This window comes from Ruegeria sp. CDSA241, from assembly GCF_059611265.1.
Genome location: NZ_JBXWPF010000013.1, coordinates 1 through 23,193, shown reverse-complemented (window position 1 = coordinate 23,193; position 23,193 = coordinate 1). Strand labels below are relative to the sequence as shown.

At 57.7% G+C, this 23,193-nt stretch carries 22 protein-coding genes; 11 read left to right on the top strand and 11 right to left on the bottom strand.

What is annotated here, in order from left to right; translation table 11 throughout:
* Nucleotides 1-38: 38 nt before the first annotated feature.
* Complete coding sequence (locus tag AC2FJV_RS12845; protein ID WP_142638414.1) at nt 39-857, bottom strand: sulfotransferase family protein; 819 nt, start codon at nt 855-857, stop codon at nt 39-41.
* Nucleotides 858-999: 142 nt separating this feature from the next.
* Between AC2FJV_RS12845 and AC2FJV_RS12840 the strand changes: the two genes are divergently transcribed.
* A complete protein-coding gene (locus AC2FJV_RS12840; RefSeq protein WP_496679507.1) occupies nt 1,000-2,577 on the top strand; it encodes a DUF5928 domain-containing protein in 1,578 nt (525 codons plus the stop codon).
* A 38-nt stretch (nt 2,578-2,615) separates the two neighbouring features.
* Here AC2FJV_RS12840 and amaB read toward each other — a convergent pair whose 3' ends face one another.
* From amaB to AC2FJV_RS12805, 7 genes are all read right to left on the bottom strand, one after another.
* A complete protein-coding gene (amaB, locus tag AC2FJV_RS12835) occupies nt 2,616-4,112 on the bottom strand; it encodes an L-piperidine-6-carboxylate dehydrogenase (protein WP_496703792.1) in 1,497 nt (498 codons plus the stop codon).
* Between the two features lie 18 nt (nt 4,113-4,130).
* Nucleotides 4,131-5,237, bottom strand: a complete 1,107-nt coding sequence (locus AC2FJV_RS12830) for a saccharopine dehydrogenase family protein (protein ID WP_496713887.1) — start codon at nt 5,235-5,237, stop codon at nt 4,131-4,133.
* A gap of 139 nt (nt 5,238-5,376) precedes the next feature.
* The gene (locus AC2FJV_RS12825; protein WP_496694071.1) at nt 5,377-7,086 is read right to left on the bottom strand and encodes an ABC transporter ATP-binding protein; all 1,710 of its coding nucleotides are present in this window, start codon (nt 7,084-7,086) and stop codon (nt 5,377-5,379) included.
* Between the two features lie 4 nt (nt 7,087-7,090).
* The gene (locus tag AC2FJV_RS12820) at nt 7,091-8,041 is read right to left on the bottom strand and encodes an ABC transporter permease (RefSeq protein WP_271950952.1); all 951 of its coding nucleotides are present in this window, start codon (nt 8,039-8,041) and stop codon (nt 7,091-7,093) included.
* Entirely contained in the window at nt 8,038-9,015 is a 978-nt protein-coding gene (locus tag AC2FJV_RS12815; protein ID WP_142638424.1) for an ABC transporter permease, read from the bottom strand. The genes AC2FJV_RS12820 and AC2FJV_RS12815 overlap by 4 nt, the downstream gene beginning before the upstream one ends.
* A gap of 96 nt (nt 9,016-9,111) precedes the next feature.
* On the bottom strand, nt 9,112-10,677 hold the full coding sequence (locus AC2FJV_RS12810; protein WP_496713886.1) for an ABC transporter substrate-binding protein: 1,566 nt from the start codon (nt 10,675-10,677) through the stop codon (nt 9,112-9,114).
* Between the two features lie 104 nt (nt 10,678-10,781).
* Nucleotides 10,782-12,362, bottom strand: a complete 1,581-nt coding sequence (locus tag AC2FJV_RS12805) for an ABC transporter substrate-binding protein (RefSeq protein ID WP_185956712.1) — start codon at nt 12,360-12,362, stop codon at nt 10,782-10,784.
* Nucleotides 12,363-12,928: 566 nt separating this feature from the next.
* Here AC2FJV_RS12805 and AC2FJV_RS12800 point away from each other — a divergent pair.
* Genes AC2FJV_RS12800 through AC2FJV_RS12785 form a run of 4 tightly spaced genes read left to right on the top strand, consistent with a single transcriptional unit; the run spans nt 12,929 to nt 16,155 of the window.
* A complete protein-coding gene (locus tag AC2FJV_RS12800) occupies nt 12,929-14,416 on the top strand; it encodes an FAD-binding oxidoreductase (protein ID WP_496713885.1) in 1,488 nt (495 codons plus the stop codon).
* Entirely contained in the window at nt 14,413-14,823 is a 411-nt protein-coding gene (locus tag AC2FJV_RS12795) for a DUF4383 domain-containing protein (RefSeq protein WP_282022209.1), read from the top strand. Before AC2FJV_RS12800 ends, AC2FJV_RS12795 begins: the two co-directional genes overlap by 4 nt.
* A complete protein-coding gene (locus AC2FJV_RS12790) occupies nt 14,820-15,872 on the top strand; it encodes a hypothetical protein (protein ID WP_496713884.1) in 1,053 nt (350 codons plus the stop codon). Before AC2FJV_RS12795 ends, AC2FJV_RS12790 begins: the two co-directional genes overlap by 4 nt.
* A complete protein-coding gene (locus tag AC2FJV_RS12785; RefSeq protein WP_496713883.1) occupies nt 15,862-16,155 on the top strand; it encodes a hypothetical protein in 294 nt (97 codons plus the stop codon). Before AC2FJV_RS12790 ends, AC2FJV_RS12785 begins: the two co-directional genes overlap by 11 nt.
* Before the next feature lie 51 nt (nt 16,156-16,206).
* On the opposite strand, the gene AC2FJV_RS12780 is transcribed toward AC2FJV_RS12785, so the two are convergent.
* Genes AC2FJV_RS12780 through AC2FJV_RS12770 form a run of 3 tightly spaced genes read right to left on the bottom strand, consistent with a single transcriptional unit; the run spans nt 16,207 to nt 19,318 of the window.
* Nucleotides 16,207-17,166: a sensor histidine kinase gene (locus AC2FJV_RS12780; RefSeq protein ID WP_496713882.1), complete on the bottom strand. Its 960-nt coding sequence runs from the start codon at nt 17,164-17,166 to the stop codon at nt 16,207-16,209.
* On the bottom strand, nt 17,163-17,840 hold the full coding sequence (locus AC2FJV_RS12775; RefSeq protein WP_142638437.1) for a response regulator transcription factor: 678 nt from the start codon (nt 17,838-17,840) through the stop codon (nt 17,163-17,165). Before AC2FJV_RS12775 ends, AC2FJV_RS12780 begins: the two co-directional genes overlap by 4 nt.
* Nucleotides 17,837-19,318 carry a DUF4153 domain-containing protein gene (locus AC2FJV_RS12770; RefSeq protein ID WP_496713881.1) on the bottom strand — a complete coding sequence of 494 codons (1,482 nt, stop codon included), beginning with the start codon at nt 19,316-19,318 and terminating at the stop codon, nt 17,837-17,839. Before AC2FJV_RS12770 ends, AC2FJV_RS12775 begins: the two co-directional genes overlap by 4 nt.
* 158 nt (nt 19,319-19,476) lie before the next feature.
* On the opposite strand from AC2FJV_RS12770, the gene AC2FJV_RS12765 reads away from it, so the two are divergent.
* The 6 genes from AC2FJV_RS12765 (at nt 19,477) to AC2FJV_RS12740 (ending at nt 22,988) form a co-directional block, all read left to right on the top strand.
* Nucleotides 19,477-19,848 (top strand): YciI family protein, encoded by a 372-nt coding sequence (locus AC2FJV_RS12765; protein WP_142638441.1) that lies wholly within the window; start codon nt 19,477-19,479, stop codon nt 19,846-19,848.
* 4 nt (nt 19,849-19,852) lie between these two features.
* Nucleotides 19,853-21,088, top strand: coding sequence for an RNA polymerase sigma factor (locus tag AC2FJV_RS12760; protein ID WP_496713880.1), 1,236 nt, complete (start codon nt 19,853-19,855; stop codon nt 21,086-21,088).
* 67 nt (nt 21,089-21,155) lie between these two features.
* On the top strand, nt 21,156-21,542 hold the full coding sequence (locus AC2FJV_RS12755) for a VOC family protein (protein ID WP_142638446.1): 387 nt from the start codon (nt 21,156-21,158) through the stop codon (nt 21,540-21,542).
* A gap of 24 nt (nt 21,543-21,566) precedes the next feature.
* A complete protein-coding gene (locus tag AC2FJV_RS12750; protein ID WP_496689890.1) occupies nt 21,567-21,965 on the top strand; it encodes an MAPEG family protein in 399 nt (132 codons plus the stop codon).
* The gene (locus AC2FJV_RS12745; RefSeq protein ID WP_271950983.1) at nt 21,965-22,309 is read left to right on the top strand and encodes a TfoX/Sxy family protein; all 345 of its coding nucleotides are present in this window, start codon (nt 21,965-21,967) and stop codon (nt 22,307-22,309) included. Before AC2FJV_RS12750 ends, AC2FJV_RS12745 begins: the two co-directional genes overlap by 1 nt.
* Nucleotides 22,310-22,325: 16 nt before the next feature.
* Entirely contained in the window at nt 22,326-22,988 is a 663-nt protein-coding gene (locus tag AC2FJV_RS12740) for a DUF2461 domain-containing protein (protein ID WP_496713879.1), read from the top strand.
* Nucleotides 22,989-23,193 lie beyond the last annotated feature (205 nt).

The following is a 23,193-nucleotide window of genomic DNA, read 5'->3' as shown; positions in this document are numbered from 1 at the left end:
GATACATTGCCGATGGGCGGGAGAAGGTGATTTCCAGCTCAATCCCCAAGCTTGGCGTGGACTTCATCCAGATCAATCTCGGCGATCGGCATCTTGTTGGCCGGATCTTCAAAATCGTATTTGAATAGATCGAAATCCTGTTTGTAGATCTCGTAGACAAGATGCATCGACAGGTCGTCGAAATAGTCCTCGACAGGATGCTTTCGTTTGGGTCCGTGGCCTTCGGATTCGTTGAACCGCGGGATTTCGGACAGGGCCACCTTGTGTGGCGTGTCCAGGTTGCTCAGAACACCTTGCATCCCATCGTTGAACTTCTCGGTCCAGAAGATGCGATCATATCGTCCGCCATTTGCAATAAAGGTCGACACATGGCCAGACATGGCGGACCAGTGGATATCCGGGTCCATGGGCCTGCGCCACCTGATCGTGTCACGAGCAAATAACAGGAATCTGCGGAAACTGGCGACCTGGTCGAAATCACCCTGACCGTCCTCTCCGCCAACCTCGATGCCGTAATTGTAGATCAGCGTCGGCACCAGATTGCCGCGATACCGTTTGCCGTTGCGCTGAATTCCACAGATCTTGTCAAAGAACGAACTGAGAATTCGCGTGTACGGGTTCCGCACGCAGGTGAAAGAAAAGGAGTTATGATTTCGGACATTTGTCGAAATCGGCTCCTGGCTGGGACCGAACGCCCACTTATGCATCCCGTCCTTGGCATCGTGGATATCGCCGTCAAAAAAACGGCCATGATCCGAAAAATACATGATTTGCCCGATGGTTGAGCATGCACATTTCGGGACAACACGGTAAACCATGCTCTCGCTCTCGGTCATCCATGTACCGGGAAAACCCATTTGCTGCGCCTCCTCAACAGGTCGTAACTCACTATTCGCGCCTGCTTTTGTATCTACAGAACCAAAAATAATCTGTTTATTCAATCGCTCATCCTCAGTATCACAGAGGGAACCGGGCAGAAACGGATAACAAAGAACTGAAATGGCAAAAATTGCCTACATTTTGTTGTGCCACAAGGACCCTGACGCAATCATTGCGCAGGCCGAGCAGCTAACCGCTGCTGGCGATTGCATGGCCATACATTTTGACGCCCGCGCAAGTCGCGAGGCCTATGCACGCATTCAGGGCGCTCTTCAGGCCAATTCGAATGTCACTTTTGCAACCAAACGCATCAAATGCGGTTGGGGCGAGTGGTCTTTGGTACAGGCCACATTGAACGCAGTGCAAGCCGCCCTCAAGGCCTTTCCCCGCGCGACGCATTTCTACATGCTGTCAGGGGATTGCATGGCGATCAAAACAGCGGAATACGCGCATCAGTTCCTGAACGACAACGACAGGGATTTTGTCGAAAGCCACGACTTTTTTGCCAGTAACTGGATCAAGACCGGCATGAAAGAAGACCGGCTGATCTATCGCCATTTCTTCAATGAGCGCACCCAGAGCAGACGATTCTATACATCCTATGACGTACAGAAAAAACTTGGTCTGACCCGCGAGGTTCCGGCTGACATCCAGGTCATGATCGGCAGTCAGTGGTGGTGTCTGCGCCGTCATACTGTTGAAATGATCTTTGAATTCCTGGCCCAGCGCCCGGACGTAATCCGCTTTTTCTCGACCACCTGGATACCGGATGAGACTTTCTTTCAAACGCTTGTCCGCCACCTTGTTCCCCGTGAAGAGATCGACAACCGAACGCTCACATTCCTGATGTTCTCGGACTACGGAATGCCCGTGACATTTTATAACGACCATTACGACATGCTGTTAGGGCAGGATTTTCTGTTCGCCCGCAAAATCAGCCCCGAGGCACATGAGCTGAAGGACCGGTTAGGCCAGCTCTATTCTGCGGATGGGGTGGATTTTCACATCTCGGATGAAGGTCGCAATCTCCATAGTTTCTTAACCGCAAGAGGGCGCGTCGGACGCCGCCACAAGCAAAGGTTCTGGGAGGCCGGAAATACGCTGGGACCGGACCGCGATGTTTTCCTGATCGTGTGCAAGAAATGGCATGTGGCCAAGCGTCTGGTCGATCAGATTAAGTCCGAAACCGATATCCCTTGTGTCGAGTATCTGTTCAACGAACAGGATACGGCTCTGCCCGATCTTGGCGGCATCGAAACGACCTTGCTCAAACGGTCCCGCCACCGGCGTGCTCTTGTGCGGATGCTGTTTGAAAGTTTCGAAACCAACCGGCTGGTTCTGTGCATCGATCCCTCAGATATCGAAATCATTCAGGACTTCTGTGCAGATCAGGTCAAAACCCATGTGCTTGAAGTCGAGTGTGAATATTCCGACGATTACCTGATCGGCCACGCCCGCCGTGTGGGGTTGGCCGGTCAGGACAGCCCGACCGAAACCGTGGCACGGCTTGTCCCAACCTTGCACAACGCGATGGAATACGAATCCGAATTGATCCGGGGCACCGCGTTGGATCGACATGCACGCCTGCGGGAAACCAGCGACCGGACAGAAAACGAAGACGCCATTGTCCGGTTTCTGAATGTTTCACAGGAACAGGCGCAGGCCATCATGCGATTGGATTATCTGTTTGCAGATTGATGAGCCGGCGGCACCATCAGGTACCGCCGACAGCACGATCAGATGTCGAACTTGACGCCTTGCGCCAGCGGCAGCTCGGCTGAGTAGTTCACGGTGTTGGTCTGACGGCGCATATAGGCCTTCCACGCATCCGAGCCGCTTTCACGCCCGCCACCGGTTTCCTTCTCGCCACCAAATGCGCCACCGATCTCGGCCCCCGATGGCCCGATATTGACATTGGCAATGCCACAATCCGATCCCGCTGCGGTCAGGAATTGCTCGGCCTCGCGCATGTTCAGAGTGAATACGCAAGACGACAGACCTTGCGGTACGTCATTTTGCAATTCGATGGCTTCGTCGAACGCGTCGTACCCCATGACATAGAGGATCGGTGCAAAGGTTTCGGTCTTTACGGTTGCTGTCTGGCCAGGCATCTCGACAATCGCGGGCTGCATATAGACACCGGCGGGGACGTTTTCGGTCACGCGGTCGCCACCAAAGACTGCGCCGCCTTCGGCCTTTGCAGCGTCCAGCGCAGCGGTCATGGCCGCGCCCGAGGCTTCGTCCACCAGCGGACCGATCAAAGTGCCTTCGATCAGCGGATTGCCGATGGGCAGACCGGCATAGGCTTTTTTCAACCGGCTTACCAGTTCTTCGCGGATCGAGTTGTGAACGATCAGACGGCGCAGCGTGGTGCAGCGTTGACCGGCTGTGCCGACCGCAGAAAAGACGATCGCGCGTACAGCCATTTCCAGATCGGCCGAAGGGCCCACGATCATGGCGTTATTGCCACCAAGCTCGAGAATGCATTTCCCGAACCGCTGCGCCACGATGGGGGCTACGGCACGGCCCATCCGTGTGGACCCGGTCGCCGAAATGACCGGCACGTCCTCGCTGGCCACCAGCGCCTCGCCCAGCGCGGCACCTCCGATCAGGGTCTGCAGCAGGTGGTCGGGCGCATCACCAAATCGGGCCAGTGCACGTTCAAAGATCTTCTGGCAGGCCATCGCGGTCAAAGGCGTCTTTTCAGACGGCTTCCAGATCACCGGATCACCGCAGACCAGCGCCAGCGCGGCATTCCACGACCAGACCGCCACCGGAAAGTTGAAGGCCGAGATCACGCCCACCGGTCCTGCCGGGTGCCACGTTTCCATCATCCGGTGGCCCGGGCGCTCAGATGCGATGGTCAAACCATAAAGCTGGCGCGACAGGCCGACGGCGAAATCGCAGATGTCGATCATCTCCTGCACTTCACCCAGACCTTCCGAGGTGATCTTACCAGCTTCCCAGCTGACCAGCGCACCCAAATCGTCTTTGGCGGCGCGCAATTCCTCGCCCAGCAGGCGGATCAGCTCGCCCCGGCGTGGGGCCGGAACCGTGCGCCACGCCTTGAATGCCGTCTTGGCATTGGCAAACACCGTGCCCATCCCTGACGCAGGCGTTTCATGTACCTCGGCCAGAATGCCGCCATCAATGGGCGAGCGTACAGCCAGCGTGCCGCCCATCAGCTCAGCGGCTGTCAGGTCCAGATTTGCAAGGGTTGTTTGGGCTGTCATAGCGATGTCTTTCATATCTCAGGCCGCCTTGTTCTGTTTGGTTATGTCCCCGGTGCGGTAAAGCTGACCGAATTCGGTGTTCAGGAAATCAGATAGGTTCACCTGCTCTTGCAGCACGAACCCTTTGCCGGGCAAAGCACCCGTTCGCATCAGATCAACCACACCCAGAACACCGGCAGCAGTGGTGACCTGAATGGCGCTCCAGACCTGACCATTGAGGGTACGGGCATAAGATTTGTTGATCAGGGATTTCTCGCGCAGAGCCCCATCGATCATGCCTTTTGCGGTGCAATAAACCAGAACCACATCCTGATCGGTCCGCGGCAGCGCGGTCTCGAAGATTTCCTTCATCAGGTCGCGACGACGTTCCAATCCAAGATCATTCAGCAGCAAACGCAGAATGTCACGGTGTCCCGGGTAGCGGATCGATCGGTACGACACGTCCCGCGCCTTTCCGTCCAGGGTTTCTGGCAACGTGCCCAACCCGCCCGAGGTATTGAAGCATTCATATTCCACCCCGTCATGACCCAAACGCTCGTAATCCTCGAGCGGAGCGGTCTTGACCCGTTCGCCATTCACGATGGCATCGCACGGATTGCAATATTCGTTGATCAGCCCATCGGTGGACCAGGTCAGATTGTACTTCAATGCGTTGGTGGGATAGAGCGGCAACGCCCCGACCCGCATATGCAGGCTGTCCAGCGTATCGAACTCCGCAGCCAAGGCCGCGCCGGCGATGCCGACAAAACCCGGTGCCAACCCGCATTGCGGCATAAAGGCCGTTTCGCTGTCGGCGGCCAACTCGCGCACCGCGTTGGTGGCGGCAACATCTTCGGTCAGGTCAAAATAATGCGCGCCGGCCGATTTGGCGGCTTTGGCAATCCGTGGGGTCAGGAAAAACGGAGCCGCCGAGATAACCGCATCGAAACCGTTCAGACCCTCAGCCAGCTGCGTTTCATCGCTGACATCAATCTGGCGGGTCGAAACTCCCTGCCGATTCAGCACGGACAACGCCGCCAGATCGCGGTCGGCAACTGTGACCGAATAGTTGGATGAAGTTTGCAGCAAAGTCGCGATCATTTGACCGATCTTGCCTGCTCCGATGACACAGATATTCCAGCTCAAAACGCGCCTCCTCTTTCGTTTCAGAAAGTATGAAGGCACAGTTGTTCAATCTGCAGAGGCAATCTTGACGAAAACGTCAAAACTATCGCCATATTGACGGACCTTCCGTCATACCGCCAATACTGGAATCGTCACTGCCTCAGGATTCGGCGTCCAACCCCTCGGTCGACAGGTCATCAAGCCTGGGCATCAGGCGCAACAATTCGCGGGCATAATCCGTCTGGGGGTTGGCGAACAAGTTATTGGTTTCCTGCAACTCGACAATTTGGCCCTGTTTCATCACTGCCACTCGGTCGCACATCTGACGTACCACCGGCAGGTCATGACTGATGAACAGCAGGGTCAGGCCCAGATGTTCCTGCAGGTCCTTCAAGATGTTCAGAATCTGCGCCTGAATGGACACGTCCAGCGCGCTGGTTGGCTCGTCACAAATCAGGAATCGCGGTTGCGTGGCCAGCGCACGTGCAATCGAGATGCGTTGCCGCTGTCCGCCCGAGAATTCATGCGGGTATTTCTGCCCGGCCTCATGGCCGAGTCCCACCTGATCCAACAACTCATCGACGCGGCGTTTGATATCTGCACCTTCCATCAACCTGTGATGGCGGATCGGCTCGGCCACGATCTCATCCACCCGCATACGGGGATTGAGCGAGGAATACGGGTCCTGAAAGATCATCTGGATGTTCTTGCGATAGGCATCCAGCGCGGTCCGATTGGTCAGATCGCTGACCACCTGCCCGTCGAATGTAATCGTGCCGCCATCCACAGGGTACAACCCTGCAATCATCCGTGCGACAGTCGACTTGCCCGAGCCGGATTCACCCACAACGCCAAACACCTCGCCTGCGCGGATGTCGAAACTTACTTCGTCAACGGCGGTGAAATAGGTGCGGTCCCAGGGCAACAGGCCTTTGCGCTGCAGGAACTTCTTGGTCAGGTTGCGGATCTCGAACACCGGTTTGCTGGTGTCATTATCCACCTTGGGCCAGTGGCGGGCCATGTCTTCGATGGCAAAGCGTGTCTCGCGTCCACCATAGCTGATCTGGGGAAAGCGATGCAGTTTCAGGGTCGGGCGCGGCACGGCAGCGATCAGCGATTTGGTGTATTCATGGGTGGGCTGCCCCATCACCTGCACGGTCGGGCCGGTTTCGACAACCTTGCCCGCATACATCACCGTCACCTTGTCCGTCGTGTCCGCGATCACACCCATGTCGTGGGTGATCAGGATGACGCCCACCTGACGTTCCCGCGCCAGTTCTTTGATCAGGTCCAGAATCTGCGCCTGAACCGAGACGTCCAGCGCCGTGGTCGGCTCATCCGCGATGATCACATCCGGTTCGGTACACAAGGCAAGCGCGATGACCACACGCTGCCGCATCCCGCCCGAGAACTGGTGCGGATACTGGTCCAGCCGCGTGTCCGGATCAGGAATGCCAACCCGGTCAATCAGGTCGCGCGCGCGTTGGTTCGCCTCGGCATCCGTTCCACCCAGATGGGCCTGAATGGTCTCGGTCAGTTGTTCGCGCACGGTGAATAACGGGTTCAGCGAGGTCAGCGGGTCCTGAAAGATCATCGAGATCTTTTTGCCGCGCAGCCCCCGCATCGCCTCGGCATCCAGACCACTGATCTGGTCACCGCTCAGCTGGATCGTGCCGCTGGCAATACGGCCGGGGCGATCCAACAATCCCATGATGGCCGCGCCAATGGTGGATTTACCGGCCCCGGATTCGCCAACCAAGCCGTGGATTTCTCCGGGTTCAACCGACAGGTCCACATGGTCCACGGCTGTGAACAATTTGCGGCGGGTGGGGAATTCGACCGTCAGGTCATTGATCGTCAGAAGGCTCATGAAATCACCGCAGCTTGGGGTTCAGTGCATCGCGCAGCCAGTCGCCCAGCAGGTTCACAGACAGGGCCAGCGCCAACAGGGTGCAGGCCGGGAAGAACAAAATCCACCACTCACCCGAGAACAGGAAGCCCTGCCCGATACGGATCAGCGTGCCCAATGACGGCTGGGTTGGTGGTGCCCCTACGCCGAGGAAGCTCAGCGTTGCTTCGGCAATGATCGCCAGCGCCAGTGAGATCGTGGCGATGACCAGAACCGGGCTGAGTACATTGGGCAGGATGTGGCGGAACATGATCGGGAAAGAACCGCGCCCGATCAGGCGGGCGGCCTGCACGTATTCCTTGTTCTTTTCCACCAACGCCGCACCGCGGACGACCCGGGCAAACTGCACCCAGTCGGACAGGGCAATGGCGATGATCAGAACATAGATTGCCATCTCGTCACGATATTCGGGTGGGGTCACGCCTTTGGCGATGCCAAAGATCAGCATGGCGACCAGAATGGCAGGAAAGGTCAGCTGCACATCTGCGACCCGCATGATCAGCGTCTCGACCCAGCCGCCGAAATAGGCCGCGACCAGCCCCAGAACAACTCCGATGATCAACGCCAGCAGCACCGCCGCTGCGCCGACAAACAGGGATATGCGCATCCCATAGAGGATGGTCGAGAACACATCGCGCCCCTGATCGTCGGTGCCCAGCAGGAACGTGTCCTGCGTAAAGGCATTCGGCGTGCCCGGCGGTGTAAATCCGTTCATCAGGTTCAGCGTTGCCGGATCAAACGGGTTATGCGGCGCAATCAGCGGGGCCAGTATTGCCGCCAGCACCAGCAGGACCACAACAAATGAGGCAACCATCGCCACGGGCGAATGACGGAAGGACCATGCGAAATCGCTGTCCCAAAATTGGGCCAGCCGCGATTTGGGCACTTGTCTCGAAGTTTCAGAAGTATCGGTCATGTGGCCCTCGCGTCGACACGCAGGCGCGGGTCAATGGCATAGTACAAAAGATCGACGATCAGATTGATCGACACGAACATGACCGAGATCAGCATCAGATAGGCGGCCATAACAGGGATATCGACAAACTGGATCGCATTTATGAACAGCAGGCCCACACCGGGCCACTGAAACACCGTCTCGGTGATGATGGCAAAGGCGATGATCGAGCCCAGCTGCAACCCGGTGATTGTGATCACCGGCACCAGCGTATTTTTCAGCGCGTGGCGAAAATTGATCACCCGGTCCGACAGCCCACGCGCACGTGCAAAACGGACATAGTCGGCACGCAGGACCTCAAGCATTTCCGACCGCACCAGCCGCATGATCAGCGTCATCTGATACAGGCCCAGCGTGATCGCCGGCAGGATCAGCGCCTTGAGCCCCGAGGTTGTCAGGAACCCCGTGGACCAGCCGCCAATCATAACGGTCTCGCCCCTCCCAAAGCTGGGTAAAAGATCCAATTCAACCGAGAATATATAGATCAGCAATATCCCGATTAGGAAGGTTGGCAGGGAAACCCCGATCAACGACACGGTCATGATGATATTCGCCGCCACCCCCTGTCGTCGAATCGCTGTGAAAACGCCCAGCGCGATGCCAAGGGTGATGGCCAGAAAGCCCGACACAAAGGCCAGTTCCAATGTCGCGGGGGCGCGTTCGGCTATGATGGTCGAAACCGGTCGGCCTTGCCGGTAGGACACGCCAAAATTGCCCTGCACCGCGCCTTGCAGGAACTTGAAATATTGCACCGGAAACGGCTGATCCAGACCAAGATCGGACCGCAGCCGGTCGATATCGGCCTGCGTACGTTCCTGCCCTAGCATGTTGTCGATCGGATCACCGACAAAGCGGAACATCGAAAAGGCAACCAGACCCACGATCAGCAGCACGATCACGGATTGGAACATCCTTTGGACAATATAAGCGAACATTCGTTTTCCTCGTTGATCGGACTGTCTATGCAAGCCCGGGCGGGGTGGTCAAGATACCGCTAACGCAAGCTAGCGTTTTCTGGCCCCGCCCCGGTTTCAGTTAACCGTTACCCAGCGCAGCAGAAAGAAGTTGTCCGGGCGCTGCGTCAGTTCGACATTGCTGCGTGTGCCCCAGACCAGAGGTTGCACATACATCGGCACATAGACCTGTTCGTCCTGAATGATCTGCGTGACCTCATCCAGCATCGCCTGCCGTTTGCCCGCATCCAACTCAGACTGGATCTTCGGCAGCAGCTCATCCACCCGCGCGTTCGAAAATCCGCCGAAATTCCAGCTGCCCAGCTTTTTCTCTTCGTTTGGGGTAGCCACAAGGAAGCGCACGGGGTGTTCGGCATCAAATGTACCGGGGCTCCAGCCCAGCAGGTACATATCGTATTTGCCTTCCCTGAGTTCCGGCCAGTAGTTACGGACCGGCATGGCATCCAGTTCCGCAGTGATCCCGATCTGGGCCAGCATGCTGACAACCGCCTGGCAAACGGCCTCATCATTCAGATAGCGGTCATTGGGGCATTTCAGCCCGAACGAAAACCCATCTGCATATCCGGCCTCGGTCAGCAGGGCCCTTGCGGCATCGACATCAAAGGCGGGACGGTCTGCATTCGCCTCGGAATAACCACTCATCGCCGGGCTGACCAGTTGCGAGGCCACTTCGGCATTCCCCCGCATGATAGTCGCAAGAATGGCATCCACATTGACCGCCTGTGCCACTGCCTTGCGGACGCGCGGGTCACGGAACGGGTTCGGTTTGCCCGCATCGTCGGTGTATTTAAGCACCTCAGCCTGATGATCGAACCCCAACATGATGACCCGTGCCTCGATCCCCTGAATGACGTCGACATCCCCGTTTTCCTTCAGGCGCGCCACATCCTGAATCGGCACCGGGTTGATCATGTCCACATCGCCTGACAACAAGGCTGCAACCGCTGTCGCCGGGTTTTGGATCGGAGTGAACTCAGCACTTGTGATGTTGTGGTCGGCCTGATCCCACCAGCCGTCAAAGGGCTCAAGAACCGTGCGCAGGCCGGGCTCTCGTGCCGCAAGTTTGAAAGCGCCTGTGCCGTTGGCGTTCAGGGTGGCGTAATTCCCGACCTCTTTGTCGGGCACCGCTGCGTCATTGGCCTCGGCCCAGCCCTGATCCATGATCATCCAGTTGGCGATTGAGGATGGGAATAACGGGTTCGGCGCAGTCGTCATGAAATCGACCGTATAGTCGTCGACCAAGATCACCTCGCTGATGGGCGCGAACCAGCTGCGGGTATCCGCTGCCTCGCCCGAGGCGCGCTGATAGCTGAACAGAACGTCCTGCGCATCAAAGCTGCTACCGTCATGGAAGGTCACGCCCTCACGCAGGTTAAAGCGCCAACCTTCGCCGTCGCCTATCGTCTCCCAGCTGACGGCCAGCGCGGGTTGAACGCTCATGTCCTTGTCGCGGCGCACAAGGCCTTCGTAGACATTGTTCAGAAACCCCAGAACCGGGGCCGAGTTGACCGCGTGCGGGTCCATCGTCTGCGGGTCCGTGGTCGAGGCCCATTTGAATTCGGCAGCCTGAACGCTGGTGGTGGCCAGCAAGGCCAAAGCAATGGCACTGTTCCTGAGGGTCATGGCGAAATCTCCCTTTTTTGCCCCGCGATGCGGTGTTGCGCTTAACAATAGCGCAAAAGGCAGGGCGCGAAACCGCGCCCTGCCAAATCACTGATCTGAATGGCTTAGTTCAGAGTGAAATATTTGACCTTGGGCTGATCTTCGGCATCCACTTCGATGCCCACACCATCGGCCATACCCCAGTTCAGAACCTGGTGATGAATGGGGATGTAAAGCGCTTCGTCCTGCACAACCCGCCAGATGTCGGCGATGTCGGCATTCCGAGCGTCAAGATCGGTATTCGAGGCAAGCGACTTGATCTTCCCGTCCAGCGCATCGTCCTGATAACCGGTGCCGTTCCACGTGCCGATGTCATCTTCGCGTCCATGAACAAGGAAGTTGAAGATGTATTCCGAGTCATATGTCGGCACACCCCAACCCAGCATGTAGAAATCTGTCTTGCCATCGGTGATCAGCGGGAAATGCTGCGCCTTGGGCTTGGCGTCCAGATTCACGGTCACGCCGATCTGGCCCAGCATCCCAACAGCCGCCTGACAGATAGCTTCATCGTTGATGTACCGATCATTCGGGCAGTCCAGCCGAAGCGAGAAGCCATCGCCATAACCTGCCTCTGCCATCAGTTCCTTGGCCTTGGCCAGATCGGTGGAGGATTCGCCGTCCATGTCAGAGGTCCAGCCATTCACGAAGGGCGGTGCGATCATGCCTGCAGGCTGCGACTGGCCGCGCATCACGACCTGCTTGATCGCATCACGGTTAATCGCCATCGACATCGCTTGACGCACGCGCACATCGGCCAGAGGGTTCTTGCCGTCCACGTTATCCGCCTCGATGTCATCGGCACCCTGGTTCATACCAAAGAAGATCACCCGATTCTGCGGGGCTTGCTTGACCATCAGACCGTCGACACCATTGACGCGTTCAATGTCCTGCACCGGCATATCCTGGAGGAAGTTCACCTCACCCGACAGCATCGCCGCAACGCGGGTCGCAGCGTTCTGGATCGGGGTATAGATGATCTCGGTCACTTCCATCGGGAACTGGTCGATGCCCCAATAGTTGTCGTTGCGCACCATTACCGTCTTGATGTCAGGTTCGCGGCTTTGAAGAACATAGGGGCCCGTACCGTTGGCATTGGTGGTGGCATAAGTGATTTCGCCGCCTTCGAAATCCTGAACATTAACGGTGTCATTCGACTCGGCCCAGCCCTTGTCCAGAATGAACAGGTTGGTCAGGTTCGACGGCAGGATCGGGTTCGGACCATCTGTGACAATCTCGACGGTGAAATCGTCAACTGCGCGCACTTCGACGATCGAACCGATCAGCTCTTTCATGTCGGAATTAGGTTGCTTGGCTCGGGTAAAGCTGAACACCACATCTTCGGCGTTGAAGTCCGCACCGTCATGGAATTTCACGCCCTCGCGCAGCTTGAAGACCCAAACATTCGGGTCATCGGCCTTGGGGCCCCACTCGGTCGCCAGCGCGGGCTCGAATGCACCGGTCACGTCGCGGATGATCAGAGGCTCGTAAATCTGGTGTCGCACGGTGTGCGTCGGACCTTCATTCTGCGAATGCGGATCCAGCGTCAGAGCATCACCGGCCCGCGCCCAGCGCAGCGTTTCCGCCGAAGCGCCCGCCGCCATCAGCGCCGTCGCACTTGCAGCGATCATCAGGTTTCTTAGAATCATTTGTAACTCCCCTTTTTGTTAACATCGCCCTTTGGACGACAGACCATTTTTACGGCCTTGGTGGTCCTGATCATCCAGATCATCGTTACAGTTGCAACACCTGATTGAGCATAAAAACGGCAGTTTGGCGGATGCCCCGACGCAAATCTGCCGTGCGCGCATGAACTTACGTAGCGGAAAGCTTACGCCAAGCTGTGGCCGCTGACTGTCTTACAAGTACGGATTTCCGCAGTTTTCAAAACATGCCTTCCGGTTGAACATTCCGGGAATGAAGTCAAGTTTCGAGCCACTTGCGGTCAAAAAACTGGTCCTTGGACCTTGCCCGAATCTGCTGAACATGGCGCATCGCCATGCTGCAGGTACCCGTCGGCCTGATCCGGGGCAACTAGGACACCTTTGCGCTGGTACAGCAGGCCTTGGACTTGCACATTCTTCGACCCGATGCCCAAATGGACACCTTGGCAGGGGTCAGGCACATACCCCGATTGAGGCCCGCAGAAATTTCAAACTGCGCTTAAAATCATTCTTGATCAGATGTCCCAGTTAACTTCGGGAGAAATCGAAAGATGAAAACATTTACCAGAAGGGCGGCCTTGTTTGCCGGCGGAGGGTTGGCAGGATGGGTTGCGTCACGGTGGCTGGGACCGGACCTTCCTGTCTATGAAGGCACAAGAAGGACATTTGCGGAAACCGGCGACAAAGTGATGAATGACGCCAGCGGACTGTCACCGACACCGATCCACAAACATCTGGTGCTCAGCGATGACCCCGGAGACACGCTGATCGCCGCCATCCGGCAAGAGCTTTCGGAGGCCAGATCAGAAGGACGCCCGGTCAACATTGGGGCCGCGCGGCATTCCATGGGTGGGCAAGCCATTCCCCGCAACGGCACAGCGATTACCTTTGACAATGGATCGGTTCAGATCGACGGTTCAGCCGGGACCTATCTGACCCATGCCGGAGCCCGCTGGTCACAGGTCATCGCAGCGCTTGATCCCGCAGGCTGGTCCCCCAAAGTCATGCAGTCAAATAATGATTTCGGTGTCGCCGCCACTTATTCGGTCAATGCACATGGCTGGCCGGTTCCCTTTGGCCCGATGGGGGCGACGGTCCGGTCGTTGCGCATGATCCTGCCCTCGGGTGAGTTGTTGACCTGTTCGCCCACCGAGAACACCGAGCTGTTCAATCTGGCGATGGGCGGGTACGGGTTGATCGGCGTGATCGTGGACCTTGAGGTCGAGATGGTTCCAAATTCACGTCTGACGCCGGGTTTCGACATTCTGGAAGCAGGAGCGTTTGCCTCGGCCTTTCGTGCGGCGATTGACGACCCGGCGGTCACAATGGCCTATGGCCGCCTGAATGTTGAACGCGATACGTTTTTCGAGAAAGCGCTATTGGTGACATATCGCGAAGGCTCGGACCAGTCGGACCTGCCACCAGCGTCCGGGTCGGGGTGGATGTCGCATGCGGCCAGCCGTCTGTACCGGGCTCAACTGGGCAGCGAGCCCTTCAAATCCTTCCGTTGGTGGAATGAAACACGGCTGGGCCCAGCGCTGGGTTCGGGTGAGGCGACGCGGAACACTTTGATCAACGAACCGGTTGTGACTCTGGACGACCGCGATCCGGACCGGACCGACATCCTGCACGAGTATTTCGTGGGGTTCGATGCGTTCGACGATTTCTTATCAGTGTGCCGCGCGGTAATTCCGGCCTCGTATCAAGAGTTTCTGAATGTAACGCTGCGCTATGTCGCACAGGACGATCAGGCCGTTCTGTCTTATGCAAGCCAGCCCCGGATCGCCGCTGTCATGTCGTTCAGCCAGGAGCTGACCGAACGCGGCGAAGCCGACATGGCGCGGATGACCCGGGCGCTGATCGACGGGATCGTGGCGATTGGCGGAACCTATTACCTGCCGTACAGGCCACATGCGACACTGGATCAACTGACTGCAGCCTACCCCAATGCGGAAGGGTTTGCGCAGGCAAAACGAGAGCTTGATCCGCAACTGGTTCTGCGGAACAACCTTTGGGACAGCTATCTGGGGCGTCTATGAGCAACCTTCAAAAACTCTGTCTGGTTTACTTTGTCGCGCTGATGATTGCGGCATCGCTAAACTATGTTCCTGGCCTGACGGATCAGGATGGTCTGGCCTTTGGCATTTTCGCACTGGATATCTATGACGATGCGCTGCACGTGGCCTCGGCCCTTTGGGCGCTGATCGCCGGGCTGTTGTCACACCGCGCGGCTCGCAGCTTTCTGATCCTGTTCGGGCTGGCTTATCTGGGGGACGGCGTGTTCGGGTTTTTCACCGGTTATGGCTATCTTGATCTGGGTATCTTTACAAACCCATCGGCCGGGCCGGAATTGTCCCTGCCCCGCCTGTTTGCCAACCTGCCGCATCTGGCGCTTGGCGGCGTTGCCGCCTGGGCCGGGCTGCGGGACCGGAGACACACTGCATGAGGTTCCTGCTGCGGTGGACCAAACGGCTGATTCTGGTGTTGATCCTTGCCGGGATCGCGCTGGCTGCTCCGATCCTCTATGTGGAAACAAGCTGCCGTGGTACGGGTCAGCCCCCGGCTCATACCGCCCTGATCGACCCGGCACATCACCGGGCCGAAACCCGCACGCTGATGACTTATCCCGAGTGGCACATTGTCCACGCCTATGAGGATTACGCCGAGGTTCTGCGCACCGGCGATCCCCATGATTACGGGTTCTGGAGCAGTATCACCGGGTTTTGGGGGTCGCTCTGCGATCTGAATCGGACCGCCTCCGCTCTCGGTCAGGTTGATGGGGCCACCAAACAGATGGTCTATGTGATCGGTGCCAGCTTTTCCGCCGAGCTGGCGCTGAAGGCTGCCTATGAGGAAACCCTCGGTCGGCTGGCCTCTGCCTTGCGGGGCCCACAGCGGGCACCTCTGGATGATTTGTCGGCACAGCAGGCCGCCGCATATGCCGCGTTCCTACAACAGGTTCCGTGGTATAAATGGCCCTTCGCCGACGACGCCCAGAGCCTGGTCGAACAAAACAGCGGCAGCCTGCGCGACAGCGAGAGGGCGATTGCGCTGGGTCTGGAATACGGTGCCAAACAGGCCTATGCGGGCGTGATCGAACAGGCGGTTGCGCAGGTCGGCGCTGATGAGCTGACGCTGCGGATGATCATCACCGGTGCCAGTGCAGACAGCCTGTCTGCCTATCCCGGCGTGAAGGTTATCTCTGAAGGCCCGAACGGGTTTGAGGTCGAAACGCCACGCTACCGCACCCTGACCAACCTAATGGCGGAAATGGCCAGCGCGGGGGTCGAGATTGTCGAGATCGCCGGCAATGACGACATTCTGTTCACCGCCCTGTCGGATCAACCAACTGCGCCGGATGCAATCTTCAGCGCCCAACGACAAGGGTTCGGGGACTATCGTCATCTGATACTGGTCAAGGTTCCGGACCTCTCGCAGCGTCTGCGCCAGATCCAGGGGGACGGCCTGACGCTTGAGCATATCCATGACTATTAGATCACTCCTGACAGCCATCCCCCTTATGGTGCTTGGATGGCTGTCGGTTCTGGTGGTCGTCGCATTGATAACGGACGAGGCCCCTGCCTATGTCGTGGTCTTTCCCTCAGAGGGGTTGATGCGAAATCTAGCGGATGATGTGGCGGTCATCGACTCTTCGCAAGTCAGTGTCACGGTCACATCGGATAGCAGCGGGTTCGCCCAATCGCTTTACCGGCGAGGGGCACGGCTGGTCCTGCCTGCGGGCCTGCCCGGTTGCCTTCCACTGCCTGCCCAACAGTGATCAATTCTGTCAAACATTCGGGGCCAATACACGAATGACCTATGGCCCCGATTAGAACCTGAAGAACCGCAATTCAAAGCACGCGCCACATGGGGCGGGCAGGTTTTCGATTTCACCGCGATGCGCAGACAGGATGTTACGGACAATAGCCAGACCCATACCCGTCCCGCCGCTTTCCCGGCGGGTGGTAAAGAATGGATCGAACACGCGGTCGACGTTACCGGGCGAAATCCCCACCCCATTGTCGGACACGGTCAGAATAACCGCATTTCCAGCTTCTTCGGAACGCAGATCCACCGCGCTGGCCCCATGATCTTTGGCGTTTTGCAGAATATGGCCCAGAACGATCCGCAACCCCTCGGCCGAAATCGGGAATGCGATATCATCCGCCCCGGACAGGTTTAGCTCAAGCGGAGGCGCCCCAGGCAACGCATCGCGCAGGGTGCTTGCCCCGACATATCGGGCCTCGCGCGCGCGGGCGGCATCCCGAAGTGCTGCAAGCTGGGTTTCGATCTGCTGACGCGCGCCGTCGATCTGCGCGATTAGGGCTTTGGAGTCATCGCTGCCATCTGGGGTGTCCTGTAGCATCTCAACCGCCGCGCGGATTGCGGTTACCGGCGATTTTAACTCATGCGTGACGTGATCGGTATAAGACCGGATGGTCGCCTCACGGTCACGCAGCGCCTCGGCCATGGTGACGACCTGAGTTGCGGTCTGGTGAAGCTCTTTGGTGCCGAAATGCTGGATTGAGGCCGCCTGGGTACCCGCCTCTTGCGCCCCGGCATAGGCCTGCAGGGCTTTGATCGGGCGAAGCAGTAGGCGCACCAGCAACCAACCCAGCCCCGACGTAGCCAGAAAGATCACCCCGCCCAGAACCAAAGCAGAGTTCCGAAATCCGAATTCTGGCCCCAGATAACGCAGAGCCACCAGACCCGCGAATGACAGACCCAATGTCCCGACCAGCGCACCGCCCAGCACAAATGCCAATGAAGGCCGCCAGTGCCGGGTCACCCCAGCCTCCGCATCCGGATGCCCTGTCCATGCACGGTTTCCACCGCGTCGGGCAAACCAACCTCTGCCAGTTTGTTCCGCAGGTTCCGCAGGTGGCTGTCCAAGGTCCTGTCCGAGACCTGGCTGCGCGCGCCCCAAATCTCGGCAATCAGGGCCGTGCGGGGAACAAGACGGCCCGGTGTTTCCATCAACATCACCATGATCTGAAACTCAGTCCCGGTCAGGGCAATTTCCGTGTCGTGGCAAGCACAGAGTCTTGCGGTCCGGTCCAAGGTCAAGGGGCCGTGCCGCAGATTTCCCGGCGCCGCCACAATGCGATTGGTGCGCCTTAGGATCACCTTGACCCGCGTCACCAGTTCGCGCGGGCTAAAAGGCTTGGTCACGTAGTCATCGGCCCCAAGTTCCAGCCCCAGAATTCGGTCGACCTCATCATCGCGGGCGGTCAGGAACAGGATCGGGACGTCCGAACGGGTTCGAATTTTCTGACATACGGCAAAGCCATCCAGTTCGGGCAGGCCAACATCCAGAACGATCAGGTCCGGTTCGTCGCGAAACGTGCTGATTACGGCTTCCTGACCGTTGGCGGCGGTCGAAACGCTGTAGCCAGCGCGTTCCAGCCCCAGACGCACAACTTCACGCAACCGCGGATCATCATCGACAACTAAGATATTCATATACCCGGACCGATACTGCTCAGATCGGCACCATAGCGGGACAGGCGCCACTTTCGAAAGCCCCATTCCTGCCAGCTGTTGATCGGGTCGGCTTCAAAATAGCACAGCGAATTCGGATACCCGTAGCTGTTATGCATCCCGGTCATGGGCCCCAACGAACACAGATAGGCATAGTCCGGTTCGGGCAGTTTCAGGTTTCGGGTCGCGATCACATGGGCAAAATTCACAAAACTGGCGCAATAGAGGACCAGTATGCTCAGAATGCCGGTTCGCGCGATCAACCAACTATTGGATTTCCTGAACGCTATTTGCCACCCAACCAGCGCCAGACCTGCCGCAACAAGACCCATCCAGATCTGCGCATAGATACGCAGGTAGGTCAGGCCATAGGTGCCGACATATAAATCCAGACGCATCAACGCCGCACCGCACAGAGCCACATTTTGTGCCAGCCACAACACCATCAGCGGTTTCAGCACCCGATTTTCATCCAGAAACGGCCGCGCTGCCAGGGCGAATGCACCGGCCAGCAGCGCCGTTACCAGCAACGGATATGCGCCGCGATGGGCATAGGATGCATAGCTCATCCCCTCGGGCAATGAGGCCCCGCCCAGCAGAATCGAAAGGTCCAGCACTGTCTGAACACCAATCAGTGCATTGAACACCCAGAGCGCCCGCAGGACCGAACCACCGTTGAGGCCGGGGATCGTCTGAGGGCCTGCGAATTGTCGCGGGTTCAGTCCGCGAAGCGGGTGATTGTCAACAAACGGCCAGATGATCAGCGCAATCCCTCCCCAGAACATGGCGCGCTGCAGCAGTTGACCGAAAGCGATATCCGGGGTGACAAGGGATTGGAATACCGGGTTCGCCTCGGCCAGCAGGGTAACAAAAACCATCGTCCCGCCAATCGGCAGACTCCAGTTGCGCAGGAACTGCCGAACCCGCTTCCAGCCGCCTCCGGCATCGCTGACAATCGTGGTTTTCAGGCCGGGTATCGCGCGGACCGGGCCAAGCCAGTTCTTTGGAAGATCAGTCAGAAACCCGAGCGCCAGCAAAAGCAGTTCCAGAACCTGGCCTTTCGGGTGCCTGACCCAGACAATCGCAACGACGAGCCCGGACAAAAGAAACGCGACCGATAATGGTTGAACGAAATCCACGACCGGCAAAACACTCAGCACCAAAACCGTTGCGGGCATAAGCACCCCTTTGCCAGACCGATCCGCGGGCAGGCCGCACAAAAAGACCGCCACAGCAAAGACCGCTAGAGACACACCCGCCTGATGCCCCCAGAACAGGTAATCCGCCAGCGCGACCAGCAAGATAAACCCGATCACGCGCCATGCGCGACCATCGGTGGCAAACCCCGGGGTTGAACCCGGCGGGCCCTTGGTGCCTGAAATCACCGTCTCTTCCGACAGCCACCAAGCGTCCAGCGCCACAGAATTCGGAACTCCAGATATTATAAGTTGCTGCGCCATTTCTTCCCTCTTGTGTTTTAAGGGACTGGTTTGACCCAAAGGTCGGGAAGCTCGGGTGCAGAAGATCTGCAGAAACTGTGCAGATCGGTGAAATGAGTGTCGGATTTGCAAAGCCTCGCGCGTCCTAGCAGGATGAAACCAACATCGCGGAGGTAAAAATGATCTATGCAATCTCGATCTATGGTCAGGCGGGTGTGTTCGAAGCGTTGCCACAGGACCGTCAGGACGATGTCATGGCTGGACATACGGTGCTACAGAATGCCCTCAGGCAGCGCGGGGATTTCCTGTCCGTCAAACTGATGCCCCCGACTACGGCTGTCACAGTCGAACCCGCGGCTGCCGAGACTCTGCAACCTATGATCGTCGACGGCCCGTTCGCTGAGACGAAAGAAAGTTTTCTGGGCTTATATCTGGCCGAGTTCAACGATCTGGATGAGGCGCTTGAACATGCGCGAATGATCTCGTCACCTGTTGCCCGGCTTGAGGTCCGCCCCGCCGCCTGGGCAGGCGGGTCGATGACCTTGGATTGACCGCGTGTCGGATTGGCTAGAGGCCACGTTCTTGCAGCAACGCCCGCAGGCCATCGCGGCCCTGACGCGGTATTTCCGGGACATCGACCTTGCCGAAGATGCATTTGCCGAAGCCTGTCTAAAGGCCTTGACCGTATGGCGCAAACAAGGCGCGCCGCGCGATCCGCTAGCTTGGCTTTTGACCACCGCCCGTAATGCCGGGCTGGATGGTTTGCGCAAATCCCAACGCCGCAGCGCAATCCTGACCCGCCACAGGGAAGAATTTCATTCCATGGCTGATGACGCACCAGATCCGGACGAGCTGCGCGACGATGTTCTGCGCCTGCTGTTCATCTGTTGTCACCCGGACCTAAGCCGGCAAGACCAGATTGCGCTGGCCCTAAAAATTGTTGCCGGGTTGCGTGTGGAAGAAATCGCCCGTGGTTTCCTTGTCAGTACAAAGGCAATGGAACAGCGAATTACCCGCGCCAAGAAAAGGATCGCAGGAAGTTCTGTCGCTTTTGAAACACCCACGCCACAGGAGCGGGCTGCGCGTTTGGGCGAAGTGTCTTTGATGATCTACCTGATGTTCAACGAAGGCTGGTCAACCTCGGGTGGCCCGGTGCAAATCCGGCTCAAACTATGCGATGAGGCGATACGTCTGGCCCGGCTGCTGGTTGCCTTGTTCCCGACGATGGCCGAGCAGATTTCACTGCTGGCCCTGTTGCTTCTGCAACATGCCCGTCGTGAAGCACGGCTAGACGATCAAGGTGATCTTGTAGCCCTGGAAGATCAGGACAGGGCCCTTTGGGACAAGGCCAACATCGCCGAAGCGACAGCCCTGATGCAAAAGGCCGAACGGCTGAACCAAGTTGGTGTTTACGGTATTCAGGCCGCAATCGCCGCCGTTCATGCGCATGCCCAATCGACAAAAGATACCGACTGGTCTCTGATCGAGGCGCATTATGCCGCGCTCTATCGCCTCCAGCCCTCACCTGTCATCCGCCTGAACCAGATCGCCGCCGGGTCCAGGGTTCATGGCCCACGCCGCACGCTTGTTGCGTTGGATACCGTGGCGAATGATCTGGCGTCTTATCGCTGGTTCCATGCCTTGCGCGCGGCAATGTTGCGAGAGATCGGCGATCTTCCCGCCGCGATCCAGTCCCTTAACCGCGTATTGAACCTTGGTCCGACGGGACCGGAACGTGTGGCGGTCCTGAAAGAAATCGCCGCCTGTGAAAAAGATTTGAACCAGTTGTAGGAAAGGCCGATCCTCACGCGTCCTTTGTTCAGTCCCGCATGCAGCGGGCAATCAAAGGGAGATAGAGATGAGCATTCTGGACATGACCACCGTTGGAAACTCGGGCTGGATCGGGCATTCCGGGCCAGACCAGACCAAGGCCAAGCAATTCTACAAAAATGTGCTGGGCTGGAACATTAACGAGATGCCGATGCAGGACGGGTCAAGCTATGCCGCCGCGGTGGTTGGTGAAACGCCAATCGGAGGGTTCTCGCCCATGCCCGAGACGGATGGCAACTGGACGATCTATTTTACGGTTGCTGATGTCGATAACAGCCTAGCAGCCGCAGTTGCACAGGGAGCCTCAGTCTTGCAACCCGCCATAGATATGCCCGGGGTCGGCCGGATGGCCACTCTGAACGACCCACAAGGCGCTCGGTTTGCGTTGATTACTTATGAAAGCATGGCGTCTTAATCTTGGGCAGACAGGAGAATTCCCATGGAACACACACCGCAAATCGCTCTGCTTGTGACAGCAATCTTTGTGCTTATGAGTATTCCGATGGGAATTCTTGTAGGCATCAGACGATCCCAGACCGGAATTTTACTGCTGCACGGGGATGACGACGAACTGCTGCGGCGGATTCGGGCACATGGGAACTTTACTGAATATGTTCCTCTGGCGCTGCTGGCTTTGGCGGGGGCGGAAATTGCCGGTGCCTCAGACTGGCTGGTCGGCGGATGCGGTCTTGTGCTGTTGGTGGCCCGCGCCGTACACTATGTCAGCCTGCGTTCCACCCCCGACGGCAAAGGTCGGGTGATCGGTGCCGCACTGACAACATTGGTGATGCTCGTCTTGTCCCTGTCAATTCTTTGGCAGTTGGCGGGATCAGTCTGATGCCAAATGATGAACACCTGAATCAACGTATGCGCCTCGCCCTCGAGGCGCATATTGGAATTTCCGAAATGCGGATGATGGGTGGCACCTGCTTTTTTCTGAACGGCAATATGTTGTGCGGCGCGCGCCGCGACAAAGACGGGTTTGGACGGTTCATGTTCCGTGTCGGCAAGGCCAAAGAGACCGAGGCGCTTTCTAATCCGTTTGCAAACCCGATTGTCCACGGAAAGCGAAAACTCGGTGGGTTTGTCGTTGTAGACGAGGTCGACTGCGATCCGGCTGCGCTGGGTGACTGGCTGAGCCTGTGCTTGGCGCACGCCGCCAGCCTGCCGCCGAAAAGTTGAATATCAGGAGAAGATGATGGATCAGTTCCGCTGCTTTTCGCCCGAGGCCCTTCAGTTTCTTTCTGAACTGCGAGCCAATAACCGACGCGAGTGGTTTCACGCCAACAAACAGATCTATGAGGCCGCGATCAAACAGCCCGCAGAACAATTTGCGGCCCAGATGTCACAGGCGCTAGCCGAGATGACGCACATGCCCCATTCAGTCAAGATCTATCGTATTCATCGAGACGTGCGGTTCTCAAACGACAAGACACCCTATAATCCTCATCTGCGCATGTCTTTCATACCCGGCGATTGCGGAGATCAGCCCCCGCTTTGGCATTTCGGGCTGTCCCCGGATTGCCTGTCCCTTGGGTGCGGCGTCTTCCAATATGAAAAAGCAGCCCTAGAGAAGTACCGGACCGGCATAGCAGGACCAGCGGGCGATGACCTCATGGCAATTATCAATGATCTTACGGCCAGGAATGTCAGGATCAGCGAACCCGAGTTGAAGCGTGGACCGTCAGGCTATTCGAGTGATCACCCTCATCTGGACCTTCTGCGCCGCAAGGGGCTTACCGTTTGGACAGATCTTACCGCCCAACCCACCGTAACCCAGGCAGGTCTTAGGGAAGAATGTCTAAATCAATTTCAGCTCTTCCACCCGGTGTTTCAGACCTTGCAATCCCTTGGCACCTAGCAGACCTAACACAGGATCATGTTATCCCTTGCCTTTTTCAACACCAGGGGCCTCACGAAGTGAGATCGTGCAGCAAAGAGTCCGGTGGGCTGTTTGTAGGTCTGACGGGCGGTTTAGCAAATATCGCTGGTTGCGGGAGTAGGGTTTGAACCTTTGGCCTTCAGGTTATGAGCCTGACGAGGTGAAGACGTTAAGCAATTGATCC